This window comes from Herbiconiux aconitum, from assembly GCF_024979235.1.
Classification (GTDB): domain Bacteria; phylum Actinomycetota; class Actinomycetes; order Actinomycetales; family Microbacteriaceae; genus Herbiconiux; species Herbiconiux aconitum.
In genome coordinates, this window is sequence record NZ_JANLCM010000002.1 from 1,279,042 (window position 1) to 1,295,146 (window position 16,105).

The following is a 16,105-nucleotide window of genomic DNA, read 5'->3' on the forward strand; positions in this document are numbered from 1 at the left end:
ATGTGTACACTGTCCACAACAGCGCGGCTCCGGTTGACGATCGGATGCGTGCCCGACCACTCCGAAAAAGCCGTCACCCGGCTCGATCCACCCGGCAGAAGGCTCCGATGAGCGACGATCCCGAATCCCCCGGTCGCACCACCTACCGACACGGCGATCTCCGCGGCGCCCTCCTCGCCGCGGGAGTCGAGATGGCCCGGGAGGGCGGGCCGCGGGCCGTCGTGCTCCGCGAGGCCACCCGGCGCGCCGGCGTCTCGCCCAACGCCGCCTACCGCCACTTCGCCGACCGCGCCGCATTGCTGCACGCGGTCTCCGACACCTGCCTCGGATTCGCGGCGGACCGCATCCAGGAGGCCCTCGACGCCAACCGGCCCACCGGCGACGCCGCGGCCGACGCCCGCATGGGCCTCCGCGCCGTGGGCGTCGGCTACATCGCCTTCGCCCGGGAGGAGCCGGGCCTGTTCCGCACCGCGTTCTCGGTGCCCGACGACCTACGGCAGGCCGCGTCGCCCGCCAAGGCAGGCCGCAACGGCCTCACCCCGTTCCAGCTCGTCGGCGGCGCGCTCGACGCCCTCGTCGCCGCGGGCGTCTTTCCGCCCGAACGTCGTGAGAACGCGGAGTTCCTGGCCTGGGCCGCCGTGCACGGCCTCGGCATGCTCGTGATCGACGGCCCCCTCCGCGGCCTCGACGACCGCATGATCGACTACTCCACCGAGCGCCTGCTCGACATGGTCGATCGCGGCCTCTGACCCGGTACCCAGCTCCCTGTCACCCGGGACATTCGACCCGGAAACTAGACTGAGCGCATGACCGACCGCGAAGTCGACACCTCCCACCCGGGGGCCGACGCGCGGATCGTCGCCGCCACGCTGGCGCTGCTGCGCGACCGGGGGCCGTCGGGGGTGAACGTCGAAGCGGTGGCCGCGGCATCCGGAGTGGCGAAGACCACGATCTACCGGCGCTACGAAGACCGCGAGGCTCTGCTCACGGCCGCGATCGACGCCGCCACCACCGAGGTCACCCTGCCGAGCGGCATGTCGACCTACGACACCCTGCATTGGCTGCTCGGGGCCGCCCGCATCCGGGTGCAGGACATCGTGGGGCGCGGCACGGTCGCCGCCATCCTCATCGACGACGGCGCACCGTTCACCGAGCAGTTGCGCGACATGATCCGGATGCGCAGCCACCAGTTGGTCGCATTCCTCGATGAAGCGGTCGCCCGCGGAGACCTCCGCGCCGGCCTCGACGTGAAGCTCGTGGTGAGCGTGCTGCTCGGTTCGGCCGTCGGCCACGTCATCCGCGGCGGCGAGCCCGACGAGGAGTGGGCCGACCGCCTGCTCACGCTGCTCTGGCCCGCCCTCACCCCACCCGACTAGCCGGAACCGCGCGGCCACAACGACGGACTTTCGGCGCCGAAAACGGAAACGACGGAGGGTCAGCCCGTCAGGGGGCCGATCCTCCGTCGTTTCGGCGGGTGGGAGAGCGGGGAGAGCGCCCGGGTCAGGCCTGGGCACCTGCCGGGGAGGCGGGAGCCGCCGCCGCACCGGGCGCCACGCCGGCGCGCGGTGCCGCTGCCACGATCTCGGCCACGTCGGCCGCCGAGACCTGCAGCGTGCCCAAGACCTTGCCCGGGTTGAAGAGGTGCTGCGGATCGGCCGAGTCGAACAGGCCCTGCATGAGTGCCACGCCGCCGGCCGAGATGTCCTGCTCCATCCACGGCGAGTGCTCCACACCGACACCGTGGTGGTGCGAGAGCGTGCCGCCGGCATCCTGGAACGCCTGCTGGATGGAGTACTTCACCACTTCGTACTGCGCGATCGGGTCGTCGCCGTGCACGAACGCGAAGGTGAAGTACAGGCACGCGCCCGAGTGGTAGGAGTGCGAGAGGTGGCACATGATCCAGCCGTGCACGCCGAGCGCCTCGTAGGCCTTGTCGGCGGCCGCGCGAGTGGTGTCGTACACCTCTTGCAGGCGAGACCACGGTGCAGCCGTCTCCGACACGTCGGCCGCAGCACCCCGATCGAGCAGGAAGTCGCGGAGGTAGGGGGTGTCGAACTTCTTCTGGTCGTAGAGGGCGCCGGGGCCTTTGCCCACCCCGAGTCCGCCGTGCTTCTTCACGATGGCGCCGACGAGCTTCTTCTCGTAGGAGACGTGCGAGGAGGAGCCCTCGTAGCCGATGAACGACAGGCACATCTCGTCGAGGTTCCAGCCGCGGCGCTTCAGCACCGACATCAGCACACCCTGAGCCGCACCCGAGATGCCCTTGGACGCTTTGCGGGTGGCCAGCGAGAACCCGCTCTCCCGCGCATCCGACACGCGGGTGATCGACGGCGAGGCGTCGCTCTCCGAGATCTCGTGCATGGCAGCGAGCCCGGCCTTCCAGTTCGGGAAGAAGTAGGCCTGCACCTCGCGCACCTCGGGCACACGGTGCACCTGCACGGTGACCTCGGTGATGACGCCGAGGCGGCCTTCGGAGCCGATGATCATCTCGCGAACGGATGGGCCGGTGGAGGTCGACGGCAGGGGCCGCAGCTCCACGATCGTGCCGGGGCGCACCATCCGGAGCCCGCGCGCGATGTCGGCGATGTCGCCGTACTTGTCGCTCTGCATGCCCGAGGAACGGGTGGCGACCCACCCGCCGAGCGTCGAGTGCGTGAAGCTGTCGGGGAAGTGCCCGAGGGTCCAGCCTTTGGCGCCCAGCTGCTCTTCGATGTCGGGGCCCTGAGCACCGGCCTGGATGCGGGCGAGACCCGATCCTTCGTCGATCTCGAGCACACGGTCGAGGCGCCCGAGGTCGAGCGACACGATGGTGCGCGTCTCGTCGGGCAGGGGCTCGAGGCTGCCGGCGATGTTGCTGCCGCCGCCGAACGGGATGATGACGGCGCCCTCGGCGACGGCGGCGTCGACGATCTGCTGCACGTCCCACTCGTCGGCGGGGTACACCACCACGTCGGGAACCCGCGCGATCTCGTTGCGGCGGATGCGCAGCAGGTCGCGGATGCTCTTGCCATAGGTGTGCACGACACGAGCCAGGTCATCGGTCTGCGTGTTGTCTTCCCCGACGATCGCGACCAGCGTGGCCTCGAACGAGGGCGAGAGGCGGGGCGGGGCGACGGTGAGCTGATCGAAGTCGAGCGGCGGAACCGGCGGAGTGCGCACATCGAGGGCCACGGCCTTCTGCACGAAGGGCACGAAGTCGGGCTTGTCCTCGAAGTGGAAACCGACGCCCTCGAGGCCCCAGCCCCACCACTTCATGTGCTTGACGTCGGTCATGCTGCCCCTTTCTCGGAGTCTGGGATGGTCGCCGAGGTGATCGGCAACGCGGGGATGGCAGCGGTGCCGGCCCCGGTGGAGTGCAAGCGGCGCACTTCGCGTTCGATGCGGGTGGAGAACTGGTCGGGCGTCTCACCGGGAAGGGCCAGCATCGGCTGGCCGAACACCACGGCGACCGGCGGACGGCCGGGGATCGGCCAGTTGCGCCCCCGCGGCATGGCGAGACTCGCCCCCACGATGGCGACTGGCACGCAGGGCACGTCGCACGACATCGAGAGCGCGGCGGCACCGGGCTTGAAACCGGCCATCGCGCCGGTCTTCGAGCGCGTGCCCTCGGGGAAGACGAGAAGCGGAACCCCGCGTGTGAGCAGCTTCTTCGACACCCCGGGCTTCGCGGCCGTTCCGGTGCGGTCGATCGGGAACGCGTTGAAGAAGAGGGAGGTGAGGATGCGCCGCCACCAGATGTCGAAGAAGTAGTCGGCCGCGGCTCCCGCGGCGAGGTAGCGGCCGAGCCGACGGGGCAGCGCGCACATGATGAGTGGAGCATCGAGGTGGCTGGAGTGGTTCGCCACGGCGATGAACGCGCCGTGCACCCCCTTGACGGCATCGTGACCGCGCACACTGACGCGGGTGATCGACCACACCACGGGCTTCAGCACCATCCGCTGCGCGACGAAGCGCATGCCGGCCATGACCCCGGAGGTGAACCGGTCTTTGGGTGCCCGGATCAGGTGCGGATGCTTGTCGGTCATGATTTCACCGTCGCTTCTGCCGGCTTGTTCCGGCTCGAGGAGATCCGGCCCGAGACCCAGCGCACGACGCGCCGGGGCAGGTGACGGGTGAAGAAGAGGAGCACTTTGAATCGTGCCGACGGCACCGAGATCACCTTGCCGCGAGCCACATCGCGGAGGCACTCCTCGACGAGAGCGTCGGCATCGAGCCAAAGCGCGTCCGGGATGGACTTGGTGCGGATGCCGGCACGGTCGTGGAACTCGGTGCGCACCCAGCCGGGCAGCACCGCGGTGACCTGCACGTTGGTGGCGCGGAGCTCCACGGCGAGCGACTCGGTGTAGGCCGTGGTCCAGGCCTTCACCGCGGAATAGTTGCCCGTGGCGATCGTGCCCGCGACGCTCGAGACGTTGAGGATGGTGCCCTTGTGACGAGCGGTCATCGCCCGGCCCGCCGCACCGCCCAGGATGAGCACCGCGAGGCACATCACCGTCAGCGCCTTCTCCTGCACGCTCACGTCGCGTTCGAGCAGCGAACCGTGCATGCCGAAACCGGCGTTGTTCACGAGGAAGTCGATCGGTTCGTCGGTGCTCTCAAGGCGCGCCGCCACACGATCGATGTCGGCACGCACCGAGAGGTCGGCCGACATGGTCTCCACGCGCGTCGCTCCGTCACGGCCGAGTTCCTCGGCCATGCTCTCGAGCCGCGATTCGTCGCGAGCGACCAGAACGAGGTCGAAGCCTCGTAGAGAGAGTGCTCGGGCGAATGCGGCACCGATACCGGATGTGCCACCGGTCACCAGAGCCGTCGCCATCTGCTTAGGATACGCTACGGAGTGCGTAGCGTCAGACGTACGCCCCTGAAATCCACCCCATGTACGCCGCCCACGCGGAGGGATTCCGTTGTCCGGAGAGCAGACGATGTCGGTCGAAGACGAAGCACCCGAGCGCTTCGACGTGCGCGATTTCGCCCGCACGGCGGTCGGCAGCCATCGCGACTCCCTCGACCTCGAGGCGTTCGCCGAGCATCCGCTCGACCCCGGCACCGTGCGCATCCTCGCCTATCTGCGCGAACTCGAGCGCTCGACCATGACCTACCTGCGCAACGTGCTCGTCACGCCCACGCACAAAGATGCGCGCGTCACCGCGTTCCTCACCACGTGGGCGTTCGAGAAGTACTGGATCGCCGACGCGTTCGACGTGATCGTGCAGGCGCACGGCTACGACCAGGCCGGCATCCAAGACCTCCCGCGCCTGCGCGCCTTCGCGCTCGAGGTCGCCGAACGCGCCACCCCGATCGTGGAGGCGTTCCGCGCCAACGCGATCGGACCGGATGTGATCGGCGTGCACCTCGCCTCGGTCACGGTCGACGAGTGGATCACCGAGGCCGCCTACCTCCGCCTCGCCGAACTCGACCCGCACCCCGTGCTCGTGCCGCTGCTGGAGACCGTGCTCACGGTCAAGGAGCGCCACCGCCGCTTCGTCGAGCCCGAGGCCGAGCGCCGACTCTCCGCGTCGGCTCGCGCCCGCTCGCTCGCTCGCCGCGCGCTCCGCCGCACCAGCTGGCCGATCGGCGCCTCGAGCCTCCGTAAATCGGAGACCGGCGTCTTCTACGAGACCCTCTTCGACGACACCCTGGCCGATCGGATCGACGCCCGCGTGCAGGCACTCCCCGGCTTGGCCTCGTTGCACCTCGTGCGCTCCGCCCGCCGCGCCGCGGGCGCCTCGTCGACCGCCTCGACTACGCTGGGCCGCCGGATGGGGCGCGCGATGTCCGCTCTGCGGCATCCGAAGCGCGCCGTCGCCGGCACCACCGACACGACCTCCACCGACACCGAACAGAAAGGACGAGCGCAGGGATGACCGACGCCTCCCCCACCGACCCCACGACGCCGCACGACACCGCGAACCCCGGATTCACCCTGGGCTCGTCGCACGTGCTGCTCACGGGGGCCACCGGCTTCGTGGGGCAGGCCGTGCTCGAGCGGCTGCTGTCGTCGCATCCGGACACCCGGATCTCGTTGCTGATCCGCCCGAAGTCGACCGCCAGCGGCGAATCGCGACTCACCACCCTGCTGAAGAAGCCCGTGTTCCGGGTCTGGCGGGAGTCGGTCGGCGCCGACGGCGTGGAGCGCGCGGTGCGCGAGCGCATCACCGTCGTGCAGGGCGACCTCGCGAACCCGGGTGAGCTGCCCGGCGACCTCGACGTCGTGATCCACGGCGCATCGACCGTGAGCTTCGACCCGCCGATCGACGAGGCGTTCCAGACCAACGTCGACGGCGCCACCGGCATCTACGGCGCGCTGCTCGCCTCGGGCAGCGACCCGCACGTCGTGCACGTCTCCACCGCCTACGTGGGCGGGATGCGCAAAGGCGTTCGCCTCGAAGCCTCCCTCGAGCACGAGATCGACTGGCGCATCGAGAACGCCGCCGCGAAGTCGGCCCGTCTCCGCGTGGAGATGGCCTCACGTCAGCCCGAGGTGCTGCAGAGCCTCTTGAACACCTCTCGCGCCAAGCTCGGCAAGGTGGGCCCGCAGGCCGTCGCGGCCGACGCCGAGGCTGCCCGTATCGAATGGGTCACCAAGCGGCTCATCGAGAGCGGCCGCATCCGCGCCGAGTCGCTCGGGTGGACGGATGTCTACACCCTCACCAAGGCCTTCGCCGAACGCGCCGCCGAAGAACTCTGGGGCACCGCCGGGCACCGCCTGTCGATCGTGCGGCCCTCCATCATCGAGAGCGCGCTGCGGCATCCGTTCCCAGGCTGGCTCGACGGCTTCAAGGTCGCCGACCCGCTGATCATGGCCTACGGTCGTGGGCAGCTGCCCGAGTTCCCGGGCGTGCCCGACTCGATCCTCGACGTCATCCCGGTCGACTTCGTGGTGAACGCCATCCTCGCCGCCGCGGTCACACCCGCGAAGGTCGACGAGCCGAACTACTACCAGGTGGTCTCCGGCGCCCGCAACCCGCTGCCGTTCCACACGATGTACGAGAACGTCAAAGAGTTCTTCACCACCAACCCGATGCCGCACGTCGACGGGCCGATCCAGGTGCCGTCGTGGCGTTTCCCGGGCGGCCGATCGGTCGAGCGCACGCTCAAACTGCAGGAGCGCCTGGCCTCGGCCGCCGACGACATGGTGGGACGGATGCCGTCCACCACCCGCACCCGCCGCTGGACCCAGGCGCTGCACCGCCGCCAGTCCGGGCTCACCCAGCTGCGCTACTTCGCCGAGCTCTACCGCGCCTACGTGCAGACCGAGCTCATCTTCGACGATCGCAACACCCGAGCACTGGATGCGAGCATCCCGTCGGAGCTGCGGGCCGACCGCTCGTTCGACGTGGTGGACATCGACTGGCACGACTACTTCCAGAAGGTGCACTTCCCCTCGATCACCGGCCTCACCAAGGCCTACGCGTCGCGTCCGGCCGGCAAGGCCCGCGCCAAGCGCGCCCTTCCGGTGCGTGACGATGTGCTCGCGGTCTTCGACTTCGAGGGCACGGTCGTGGAGTCGAACCTCGTGGAGCAATACCTCTGGGTGCGGCTCGGCCTCATCCCGAAAGCGCAGTGGCCTCAGGAATTCGCCTCGCTGATGCTCTCGGTGCCGAAGTACCTGCGGGTCGACCACCGCGACCGGGGCGAGTTCATCCGCACCCTGGTGCGCCGCTACCGCGGCATCAAGGTCGCCGACGTGCAGCAGCTGGTGCGGGGGCGCTTCGGCGCCGCCATGCTATCACGAGCGATTCCGGATGCGCTCGATCGCGTCGCGCAGCACCGCGCCGCCGGTCACCGCACGGTTCTCGTCACCGGTGCCACATCCTCTGCGGCAGAGCCCTTTGCGCAGTTCTTCGACGACGTCGTGGCCGGCGAGATGCACGCGAACAAGGGCGTGCTCACCGGCTACCTCGCCACTCCCCCGCTGGTCGACGAGGCGCGGGCCGCGTGGCTCCGCGAATACGCCACGAAGCACGGCGCGAACCTCAGCCAGTCCTACGGCTACGGCGACAGCCTCGCCGACGTGGCGTGGCTCCAGTTGCTGGGAAACGCCACAGTGGTCAACCCCGACACCGAACTGTATCGGCACGCGCAACGAACAAAGTGGACAGTCGAAGACTGGACCAGGCGTACGTCGGAAAACCAGGTGATTCCGGGTAACCTGAGCCTGCTACCCGACGCACCGCGGCCGACCGCCGCACAGCCCGCACCCGAGGAAGGAGACCGGTCGAACGCGAACGACGCGCGCTGACCGACATCTCTCATGGCATTCGACATCGACAAGTACACGGAGACCTCGCAGAAGGTCGCGTGGCAAGATCTCGACTTCTCGGACTTCCGCGAGCATCCGCTGCCCGAGGGCACGCTGCGCTCGCTCCGCTACATGTGCGACATCGAGTACCACACGGTGTGCTACCTCCGCGACATGCTGGTGACCCCCTCGCACAAAGACGAAGACGTCACGGCCTTCATGACCATGTGGAACCGCGAGGAGTTCTGGCACGGTGAGGCTCTCGCCGCCGTTCTGGCCGAGCACGACATCATCGTCGACTTCGACGAACTGAAGGCCACGCGCCTGAAGCTCGGCTGGAAAGACCGGCTCGACCCCGTGAAGCAGTCGCTGCTCGGCAACATCGTGGGCTCGGGATTCATCGCCGTGCACATGGTGTGGGGGGCGGCCAACGAATGGTCGGCCGTCGCTGCATACAACCGTCTGGCCGATCTCGAGGCGCATCCGGTGCTCGCCGAACTGCTGCGGCGCATCGCGAAGCAAGAGGCGCGGCACGTCGCGTTCTACGCCACCCAGGCCCGCGAACGCCTCGCCAAGAGCAAGAAGGCCCAGGTTCTGGCGCGCTTCGCGCTGAAGAACTTCTGGGGCCCGGTGGGCTCGGGCGTGATGACGGATGCCGAGGTCAAGCACGTGATGGGCCACCTGATGGGAGGCCCCGACGGCCGTCGTGAGGCCGCCAAGATCGATGCCCACATCGCGCGGATGCCGGGCCTCGACGGCCTCACCATCGTGCAAGACGCCCTCGACGCCCGAGGCATCGCGGCGTAACGCCCCCGCTCGTCGCGCGCACCTCCTCGCGGCCCGCGCGCACCTCCTCGCGGCTCGCGCGCACCTCCCCGCTCGTCCGCACCTCCTCGCGGCCCGCGCGCACCTCCTTGCTCGTCGCGCGCACCTCCTCGCGGCCCGCTCGCACCTCCCCGCTCGTCGCGCGCACCTCCCGGCGACTCGCCACAATCCGCCCTCTTCTCGCGATTTCGGGGCGGATTGTGGCGAGTCGCGATGAGGTCAGCGGTCGACGGTCGACATGTCGGGGTAGCGGTCGCCCGCCGCGGGGGCGATGGCGTCGAGACGCTCGAGTTGCTCGGGCGTGAGAGTCAGCGCGGCCGCGCCCACGTTCTCCTCGAGGCGGGTCACATGCTTCGTGCCGGGGATGGGGGCGATGTCGTCGCCCTGCGCCAACAACCAGGCGAGCGCCACCTGCGCCGGCGTCGCGTCGAGTTCGGCCGCCACCGCGTCGACGACCTCGACGATGCGGATGTTCGCTGCGAGGTTCTCGCCCTCGAACCGAGGGTTCTGTCGGCGGAAGTCGCTCTCGTCGAGGGAGTCCAGCGATCGGATCGTGCCGGTGAGGAAGCCACGGCCGAGGGGCGAGTAGGGCACGAAGCCGATTCCGAGCTCTCGGAGAGTGGGCAGGATGTCGGCTTCCGGATCGCGCGACCAGAGCGAATACTCGGTCTGCAATGCGGTGACGGGTCGCACCGCGTGGGCGCGCCGAATGGTCGCCGGAGCCGCTTCGGACAGCCCGTAGTGCAGGATCTTGCCCTCGTCGATCAGCTCGCCGAGAGCCCCCACGGTCTCCTCGATCGGGGTGTCCGGGTCCATCCGGTGCTGGTAGTAGAGGTCGATGTGATCGGTGCCGAGGCGCTCGAGGGAGCCCTCCACCGAGAGCCGCACGTTCTCGGCGCTTCCGTCGAGTCCGCGCGATCCGTCGCCGCGGTGCAGGATCGTGCCGAACTTGGTGGCCACCACCACTTCGTCGCGCCGAGCGCCGAGGGCCTTGCCGAGCAATTTCTCATTCTCGTAGGGCCCATAGATCTCGGCCGTGTCGAAGAAGGTCACGCCGAGATCGATTGCTCGCTGGATGGTGCGGATCGACTCGGCCTCATCCGTTCCCGCGCCGGTGTAGAACGCGCTCATGCCCATGCAGCCCAGACCCAGCTGCGACACCTCGAGGGGGCTCTGCGCGCCCAAGGTCACTCTTTTCATCGTTCGTTCCTTTCTTTGTAGCTCGCGATCTTGTAGTCGATCGCGGCCAGACTCTTGGTCATCTCGCCCAACTGGGCGACGACCGACATCCGGTGCCGCAGCAGCAGTTCGAGCCGCGCCTCCTCGGTGTCGGCGCCGTCGCGGGCGAGAACGGCGTATTCCTTGATGCGCGAGATCGGCATCGCGGTGAGCCGCAGTTTCGTGAGGAAGCGCAACCAGGTCACGTCGCCCTCCGTGTAGCGCCGATGCGTCGATGAGGCACGGCCGATCGGATGCAGCAGCAGGCCCTCGCGCTCGTAGTACCGGAGGGTGTGCGTCGAGACTCCGACCAGCTCGGCGACCTCGGCGATCGAGAGAGGTTCGTCCGTCATCGTCATGTCATTCACGATAGAACTTCGAGTGCACTCGAAGTCAAAGCACTGTCGGCATTCGCGTCGAACGTCCATACTTCACTCATGAAGTTCACGAGCACGATCCTGGCCAGCGGCAAGACGGCGACCGGCATCCCGGTGCCGGAGAGCGTCGTGGAGGAGCTGGATGCGGGCAAGCGCATCCCGGTCGTCGTCACGATCAACGGGTACAGCTACCGCAGTTCGATCGTGTTCTACACGGGGCAGTACTTGATCGCGCTGAGCGCCGAGAACCGTGCGGGTGCGGGTGTTGCGGCGGGCGACGAGATCGAGGTCGACGTGCAGATCGACGACCAGCCGCGCGAGGTTGAGGTGCCGAAAGCCCTTGCCGACGCGCTGGCGCAGGATGCCGACGCCGCAGCCGCTTTCGCCGCGCTCTCCTACTCGAAGAAGCGCGCCATCGTGCTCTCGGTCGAGGGTGCGAAGACCGACGAGACGCGGGAGCGCCGAGTCGCCAAAGCGCTCGACGAACTGGTGTGAGTGGGCGGGGGGTCGGGGGGCCGGAAGGCGGTACCGAGGCTTAGGGGCGCTCGACGGGGGTACCGGCCCGCCGCCCTTCGGGCTCGCCCGGCCTTCGGCTGGGCGGGCCCTTATGCTCGCGCCGCCGCTTCTGCGGCGCGAGGCGACATGTTCGGCTGAGGTCGCTATCGCGGCCTCGGCCTCACCCTGGGTCGTCGAGCGCGGCCCGCGGCCTGCGCTCTCGTTTCCCAAACACTTGGGACGCTCAACGGAACGACGGAGGCGGCGCGGAACTACGGGCTGAGGCTCCGTCGCTTCCGGTGTGGGCCCCGAAACTCCGTCGTATCGCACACGCGGGGGCGGCACGGCACGCAACAGGCCTTTATCGACGACCCAGGGTGACGGCGAGGCCGCGAAGCGACCTCACCGGAACATGTCGCGCGGCGCCGGGCAGGGACCGGCGACGCCCGAGGACGCCGCGCGAAGCACGGCGCCCGAGGCAACTAACTCAGTGCCGACGCTGCGTCGGCAGCACCGAGAACACGATGAACAGCGACGCCGAGACGCAGAGGATGCCGCCGAAGAACACCCAGGCGTTCGAGAACTGGCCGAAGAGGAAGAGTCCGAGGAGGAAGAGCAGGATCGCCCCGATTGCAGCGAGCACGTTCATGGTCAATCCTCCGATATCTGCGACTTCCCCAATACTAGAGGGTGTGAGCGAACGAGCCGACGAGACACCGGGTGTTGTCGTGGGGGCGGACGGACTCGCCCGGCCTCCCTGGGCATCCGTCGACCCGCTGCTGCAGGAGTACTACGACACCGAGTGGGGCATGCCGGTACGGGATGAGCAGGGGTTGTTCGAACGGGTGAGTCTCGAGGCGTTCCAGTCGGGCCTGTCGTGGGCCACGATTCTGCGCAAGCGGCCCGCCTTCCGGGTGGCCTTCGACGGCTTCGATCCGGATGTCGTGGCGGCCTACGGCGACGAGGACGTGGAGCGCCTGCTGCAGAATGCGGGGATCATCCGCAACCGCGCGAAGATCACGGCCACCATCCACAACGCCCGCGCCACGGTGGCGTTGCGCGACGACCCCACGGTGTCGGGTGGGCTCGCCGGCTTGATCTGGTCCTTCCAGCCCACGCGCACGCCGGAGCCGGTGGCGTTGGCCGACATCCCGACCACGTCGCCGGAATCGTTGGCGCTGTCGACGGCCCTGCGCATCAAGGGGTTCCGATTCGTCGGCCCCACCACGATGTTCGCGCTCATGGAAGCGGTGGGTGTGATCGACACCCACCTGCTCGGCAGCCACCGACGGGGCAGCTCCGGGGTCTGGGCGCGGTGACCGCCACCGACTGATCGGGCCCCGGATCGGGCCCCGGATCGCGCCCCGGATCGCGCCCGGCATGGCGCTCGGGCTCGCGGATCGGCCGCGGGTCTGGTTCGCTAGAACCATGAGCGACGAGAAGCAGACGGAGACCGTCATCCGCAACGAGCCGGAGCAGCACCGCTACGTGATCGAGGCCGATGGCCAGGAGGTCGGGTTCACGCAGTACACCGACCGTGGTGAGCAGCGCGTGTTCCTGCACACCCTGATCGACCCGGCGCAGGAGGGGCGCGGTTACGGCAGCACCCTGATGGCGGGCGTGCTCGGTCAGGTGCGGGATGCGGGCCTGCGTGCAGTGCCGATCTGCCCGTTCATGGCGGGCTACCTCGAGCGGCACCACGAGTTCGACGACGTGGTCGACCCGGCCACGATCGAGTTACGCGCCTCGCTCCGCTGATTCGGGAGGAGAAGAGCGCAACGGCGGCCGCAGACGACCGTCGTTCGACGCAGCTCCTCCCGAAAAGACGCGGGTCAGTCGGTGAGCACCGACAGCACGTTGCCCGACGGGTCGAGGAACCACGCGATGTCGGGCCCCATGTTCGCGGCCCTGCCGCGCAGCACACCCTTCTCGTCCTGCTCCTCCATGCCGTCGTAGTGCTGCATCGACACTCCCGCCGCCGCGAGTTCGTCGATGGCCACGTCGATGTCGTCGACCACGAGGTTCAGCACGGTGAAGGTCGCGGGTACGTGGTCGTCTTTCGGGTAGGCGATCACCGACGCACCTCCCGGCAGGGTGATCTCGAGGATGCCCATGGCGTCCGGACTGACCTTGAGGCCGAGGGTCTCGGTGTAGAACGCCCGGGTGGCCTCGATGTCGCGAACGCTGAAGCCGCTGAAGCCGTGTTTCGTGCTGAGCATGTGGTCGATCCTTCCGCATCATGTGAACAGTGTCCACAATGGCACGGACGCCGCCTCGCGTCCACCGCTCATCCGACAGCCGCGTGCCGACCGACCTTCGAGCGCAGATCCTTGCGCAGGATCTTGCCCGAACTCGACTTCGGAATGACCTCGATGAACTCCACCATCCGCACCTTCTCGTGCCCGGCGACCCGCTCGGCCACGTAGGCCATCACGACCTCTTCGTCGAGGTCGGCGTCGGCTCGGCGCACCACGAAGGCCTTCGGCACCTCCTGTCCGTCTTCGTCGTCGATGCCGATCACGGCCGCGTCGACGACCTCCGGATGCGTCAGCAGCACGGCCTCGAGCACGGCCGGGGCCACCTGGTAGCCCTTGTACTTGATCAGCTCCTTCAACCGGTCGACGATGACGTAGACCCCCTCGGCATCGACCGTGGCGATGTCACCGGTGTGCAGCCAGCCCTCCGCGTCGAGGGCCTGCGCGGTCGACGCCTCGTCGGCGAGGTAGCCGGTCATCACCTGGGGTCCGCGAACGAGGAGCTCGCCCGGGGCGCTCGGCCCCGACTCGGGCACGGCGACATCCTCCCCCGTCTCCGGATCGATCACGCGGCACTCGGTGTTCGGCAGCGCCAGCCCGATCGACGAGCGGTCGATGTCGGCACGCGCCACCGGGATCGCGTGGGTGACGGGGCTCGCCTCGGTCATGCCGTAGCCCTGGCAGACGGTGCAGCCGATCCGCTCGGCCACCGCTTGGGCCAGCGCACCGTCGAGCGGCGCCGCTCCGGAGAAGATGACGTCGACGCCCGTGAGGTCGTAGTCGTCGACCAGCGGATGCTTCGCCAGGGCGACGGCGATCGGCGGAGCGATGAACAACCACGTGCACACGTGTTCGCTGGTGACGCGGAGGAACTCGGCCAGCTCGAACTTCGGCATCGTGACGAGGCTCGCGCGCTTCAGCAGCGCGAAGTCGAGTAGCACCGAGAGGCCGTAGATGTGGAAGAACGGCAGCACGGCCAGCACGCGGTCGTCGCGGCCGAGCGGGATGACCTGCTCGCTCTGCAGCACGTTCGCCACGAGGTTCTGATGCGTGAGCATCACGCCTTTCGGGTGACCGGTGGTTCCCGAAGAGAACGGCAGCACGGCGAGATGGGTGGCCGGATCGAAATGCACGTCGGGCGGCGCCGCACGGTCGAAGAGCAGGTCGCGGAGCGAGGGATGCCCTTCGGCACCGTCGATCACCACGAGGTGGTCGTCGGCGATACCCACGGCCAATGCGGCCTCGGCCGCCTGCGGAAGGAGGGGCGAGACGGTGAACAGCCAGTGCGCATCCGCGCTCTTCAGCTGGCTCGCGATCTCGCCGACGGTGTAGAGCGAGTTGATGGTGGTGGCGGTGCCGCCGGCGCGGAGCACGCCGTGGAAGACGGTGGCGAACTCCGGCAGGTTGGGGCAGAGGATGCCGACCGTGTCGCCCACCCCGAGGCCTCGGGCGGCGAGCGCGCCCGCCAGGGCGTCGACCTGCGCGATCAGCTGGCGGTAGGTGGTCTCGTCTCCCGTGCTGCCGTCGACCAGAGCGATGCGGTCGAGGTCGGCGTCGTCGAGGTCGCCGAAGAGCAGCTCGTAAACGCTCTGGGCGGGAATCTCCACATCAGGATAGGTCGATCGGGCCATCCTCTATCTCCTTCGATAGCAATTGAGCTATTTGACTACCCCTCAGCACTTCTCCGCAAGACCGGGGCCGCGGGCACTACCGTGGTTCCCATGAAAGCCGTTCTGATCCGGGAGCCCGGCGACGCATCCGTTCTCGAGCTCGGGGAGGTGCCGCAGCCGGCACCGGGTGAGGGCGAGGTTCTCATCGACGTCGCTGCCGCCGGCGTCAACCGGGCCGACATCGCGCAGCGCGAAGGCCATTACGCGCCTCCGCCCGGGGCTCCGGCGTGGCTGGGGCTCGAGGTGTCGGGCGTGGTCGCCGAGGTCGATGCCGGCGTCGACGGATTCTCTCCCGGCGACCGCGTGTGCGCGCTGCTCGGCGGGGGCGGGTATGCCGAGCGGGTGGTGGTTCCGGCCGGGCAGGTGCTGCCGGTGCCGGCGAGCATCGACCTGGTCGAGGCAGCAGGCCTGGCCGAGGTGGTGGCGACGGTGTGGTCGAACGTGTTCCTGCTCGCCGACCTGCGAGCCGGCGAGACGTTGCTCGTGCACGGCGGATCGAGCGGGATCGGCACGATGGCGGTGCAGCTCGGCCGGGCCTTCGGCGCCCGGGTGGCGGTGACGGCGCGGTCGGCCGTGAAGCTCGAGGCGTGCCGGGAGCTCGGCGCCGAGATCCTGATCGACTACACGAAAGACGACTTCGTGCACCGCATCACCGACGAGACCGGTGGAGCCGACGTCATCCTCGACGTGGTGGGCGGCGACTACCTGAACCGCAACGCGCGCGCACTCAACGTCAACGGACGCATCGCCAACATCTCGAGCCTCGCCGGTCGCCAGGCGAACCTCGATCTCGGAGCGCTGATGATGAAGCGCGGCACGATCCGTTCCACCAGCCTTCGGGCCCGGCCCGCGGTGGAGAAGGCCGAGATCATCGCGAGCGTGCATGAAAACGTCTGGCCCCTGATCGAGAACGGCACCGTGCGTCCGGTGATCGGCGCGCGTTATCCGCTGGCCCAGGCATCCGAGGCGCACCGGTTGATGGAATCGTCGGGGCATGTGGGAAAGATCCTGCTCGTGGTGTGA

17 protein-coding genes are annotated in these 16,105 nt (G+C 68.8%); 9 read left to right on the forward strand and 8 right to left on the reverse strand.

What is annotated here, in order from left to right; all coding sequences use genetic code 11:
- The first annotated feature begins 107 nt into the window (after positions 1-107).
- Positions 108-749: a TetR/AcrR family transcriptional regulator gene (locus N1027_RS17420; protein ID WP_259509529.1), complete on the forward strand. Its 642-nt coding sequence runs from the start codon at positions 108-110 to the stop codon at positions 747-749.
- A 57-nt stretch (positions 750-806) separates the two neighbouring features.
- On the forward strand, positions 807-1,376 hold the full coding sequence (locus tag N1027_RS17425) for a TetR/AcrR family transcriptional regulator (RefSeq protein WP_259509531.1): 570 nt from the start codon (positions 807-809) through the stop codon (positions 1,374-1,376).
- A 124-nt stretch (positions 1,377-1,500) separates the two neighbouring features.
- Here the strand turns inward: N1027_RS17425 and N1027_RS17430 are convergent, their stop codons facing one another.
- From N1027_RS17430 to N1027_RS17440, 3 genes are read right to left on the reverse strand one after another with little or no spacing between them, the layout of a single operon-like run.
- A complete protein-coding gene (locus N1027_RS17430; RefSeq protein WP_259509533.1) occupies positions 1,501-3,273 on the reverse strand; it encodes an FAD-binding oxidoreductase in 1,773 nt (590 codons plus the stop codon).
- The gene (locus N1027_RS17435; RefSeq protein WP_259509535.1) at positions 3,270-4,025 is read right to left on the reverse strand and encodes a lysophospholipid acyltransferase family protein; all 756 of its coding nucleotides are present in this window, start codon (positions 4,023-4,025) and stop codon (positions 3,270-3,272) included. The genes N1027_RS17430 and N1027_RS17435 overlap by 4 nt, the downstream gene beginning before the upstream one ends.
- A complete protein-coding gene (locus N1027_RS17440) occupies positions 4,022-4,816 on the reverse strand; it encodes an SDR family NAD(P)-dependent oxidoreductase (RefSeq protein WP_259509536.1) in 795 nt (264 codons plus the stop codon). The genes N1027_RS17435 and N1027_RS17440 overlap by 4 nt, the downstream gene beginning before the upstream one ends.
- Before the next feature lie 88 nt (positions 4,817-4,904).
- On the opposite strand from N1027_RS17440, the gene N1027_RS17445 reads away from it, so the two are divergent.
- From N1027_RS17445 to N1027_RS17455, 3 genes are read left to right on the forward strand one after another with little or no spacing between them, the layout of a single operon-like run.
- Positions 4,905-5,864: a hypothetical protein gene (locus N1027_RS17445; protein WP_259509538.1), complete on the forward strand. Its 960-nt coding sequence runs from the start codon at positions 4,905-4,907 to the stop codon at positions 5,862-5,864.
- A complete protein-coding gene (locus N1027_RS17450; RefSeq protein ID WP_259509541.1) occupies positions 5,861-8,242 on the forward strand; it encodes an HAD-IB family hydrolase in 2,382 nt (793 codons plus the stop codon). The genes N1027_RS17445 and N1027_RS17450 overlap by 4 nt, the downstream gene beginning before the upstream one ends.
- Positions 8,243-8,254: 12 nt before the next feature.
- On the forward strand, positions 8,255-9,049 hold the full coding sequence (locus N1027_RS17455; RefSeq protein WP_259509543.1) for a ferritin-like domain-containing protein: 795 nt from the start codon (positions 8,255-8,257) through the stop codon (positions 9,047-9,049).
- A 237-nt stretch (positions 9,050-9,286) separates the two neighbouring features.
- Here the strand turns inward: N1027_RS17455 and N1027_RS17460 are convergent, their stop codons facing one another.
- Both N1027_RS17460 and N1027_RS17465 read right to left on the reverse strand, forming a co-directional pair.
- Positions 9,287-10,267 (reverse strand): aldo/keto reductase, encoded by a 981-nt coding sequence (locus N1027_RS17460; RefSeq protein ID WP_259509544.1) that lies wholly within the window; start codon positions 10,265-10,267, stop codon positions 9,287-9,289.
- Complete coding sequence (locus tag N1027_RS17465; protein WP_259509546.1) at positions 10,264-10,644, reverse strand: MerR family transcriptional regulator; 381 nt, start codon at positions 10,642-10,644, stop codon at positions 10,264-10,266. The genes N1027_RS17460 and N1027_RS17465 overlap by 4 nt, the downstream gene beginning before the upstream one ends.
- Positions 10,645-10,722: 78 nt before the next feature.
- Here N1027_RS17465 and N1027_RS17470 point away from each other — a divergent pair, with 78 nt between their 5' ends.
- A complete protein-coding gene (locus N1027_RS17470) occupies positions 10,723-11,157 on the forward strand; it encodes a YdeI/OmpD-associated family protein (RefSeq protein WP_259509547.1) in 435 nt (144 codons plus the stop codon).
- Positions 11,158-11,644: 487 nt separating this feature from the next.
- On the opposite strand, the gene N1027_RS17475 is transcribed toward N1027_RS17470, so the two are convergent.
- The gene (locus tag N1027_RS17475) at positions 11,645-11,806 is read right to left on the reverse strand and encodes a hypothetical protein (RefSeq protein WP_259509549.1); all 162 of its coding nucleotides are present in this window, start codon (positions 11,804-11,806) and stop codon (positions 11,645-11,647) included.
- A 43-nt stretch (positions 11,807-11,849) separates the two neighbouring features.
- Here N1027_RS17475 and N1027_RS17480 point away from each other — a divergent pair, with 43 nt between their 5' ends.
- Complete coding sequence (locus tag N1027_RS17480) at positions 11,850-12,476, forward strand: DNA-3-methyladenine glycosylase I (RefSeq protein WP_259509551.1); 627 nt, start codon at positions 11,850-11,852, stop codon at positions 12,474-12,476.
- Positions 12,477-12,585: 109 nt separating this feature from the next.
- On the forward strand, positions 12,586-12,915 hold the full coding sequence (locus tag N1027_RS17485) for a GNAT family N-acetyltransferase (protein WP_259509554.1): 330 nt from the start codon (positions 12,586-12,588) through the stop codon (positions 12,913-12,915).
- 74 nt (positions 12,916-12,989) lie between these two features.
- Here N1027_RS17485 and N1027_RS17490 read toward each other — a convergent pair whose 3' ends face one another.
- Positions 12,990-13,376 carry a VOC family protein gene (locus tag N1027_RS17490; protein ID WP_259509555.1) on the reverse strand — a complete coding sequence of 129 codons (387 nt, stop codon included), beginning with the start codon at positions 13,374-13,376 and terminating at the stop codon, positions 12,990-12,992.
- Positions 13,377-13,444: 68 nt separating this feature from the next.
- Positions 13,445-15,043: an AMP-binding protein gene (locus tag N1027_RS17495; RefSeq protein WP_259509557.1), complete on the reverse strand. Its 1,599-nt coding sequence runs from the start codon at positions 15,041-15,043 to the stop codon at positions 13,445-13,447.
- A gap of 90 nt (positions 15,044-15,133) precedes the next feature.
- Between N1027_RS17495 and N1027_RS17500 the strand changes: the two genes are divergently transcribed.
- Positions 15,134-16,105 carry an NAD(P)H-quinone oxidoreductase gene (locus N1027_RS17500; protein WP_259509559.1) on the forward strand — a complete coding sequence of 324 codons (972 nt, stop codon included), beginning with the start codon at positions 15,134-15,136 and terminating at the stop codon, positions 16,103-16,105.

Coding starts and splice junctions, on each gene's coding strand:
- N1027_RS17420 (WP_259509529.1), top strand. CDS start 108: ATGAGCGACGATCCCGAATCCCCCGGTCGCACCACCTACCGACACGGC.
- N1027_RS17425 (WP_259509531.1), top strand. CDS start 807: ATGACCGACCGCGAAGTCGACACCTCCCACCCGGGGGCCGACGCGCGG.
- N1027_RS17430 (WP_259509533.1), bottom strand. CDS start 3,273: ATGACCGACGTCAAGCACATGAAGTGGTGGGGCTGGGGCCTCGAGGGC.
- N1027_RS17435 (WP_259509535.1), bottom strand. CDS start 4,025: ATGACCGACAAGCATCCGCACCTGATCCGGGCACCCAAAGACCGGTTC.
- N1027_RS17440 (WP_259509536.1), bottom strand. CDS start 4,816: ATGGCGACGGCTCTGGTGACCGGTGGCACATCCGGTATCGGTGCCGCA.
- N1027_RS17450 (WP_259509541.1), top strand. CDS start 5,861: ATGACCGACGCCTCCCCCACCGACCCCACGACGCCGCACGACACCGCG.
- N1027_RS17455 (WP_259509543.1), top strand. CDS start 8,255: ATGGCATTCGACATCGACAAGTACACGGAGACCTCGCAGAAGGTCGCG.
- N1027_RS17460 (WP_259509544.1), bottom strand. CDS start 10,267: ATGAAAAGAGTGACCTTGGGCGCGCAGAGCCCCCTCGAGGTGTCGCAG.
- N1027_RS17465 (WP_259509546.1), bottom strand. CDS start 10,644: ATGACGATGACGGACGAACCTCTCTCGATCGCCGAGGTCGCCGAGCTG.
- N1027_RS17470 (WP_259509547.1), top strand. CDS start 10,723: ATGAAGTTCACGAGCACGATCCTGGCCAGCGGCAAGACGGCGACCGGC.
- N1027_RS17475 (WP_259509549.1), bottom strand. CDS start 11,806: ATGAACGTGCTCGCTGCAATCGGGGCGATCCTGCTCTTCCTCCTCGGA.
- N1027_RS17485 (WP_259509554.1), top strand. CDS start 12,586: ATGAGCGACGAGAAGCAGACGGAGACCGTCATCCGCAACGAGCCGGAG.
- N1027_RS17490 (WP_259509555.1), bottom strand. CDS start 13,376: ATGCTCAGCACGAAACACGGCTTCAGCGGCTTCAGCGTTCGCGACATC.
- N1027_RS17495 (WP_259509557.1), bottom strand. CDS start 15,043: ATGGCCCGATCGACCTATCCTGATGTGGAGATTCCCGCCCAGAGCGTT.
- N1027_RS17500 (WP_259509559.1), top strand. CDS start 15,134: ATGAAAGCCGTTCTGATCCGGGAGCCCGGCGACGCATCCGTTCTCGAG.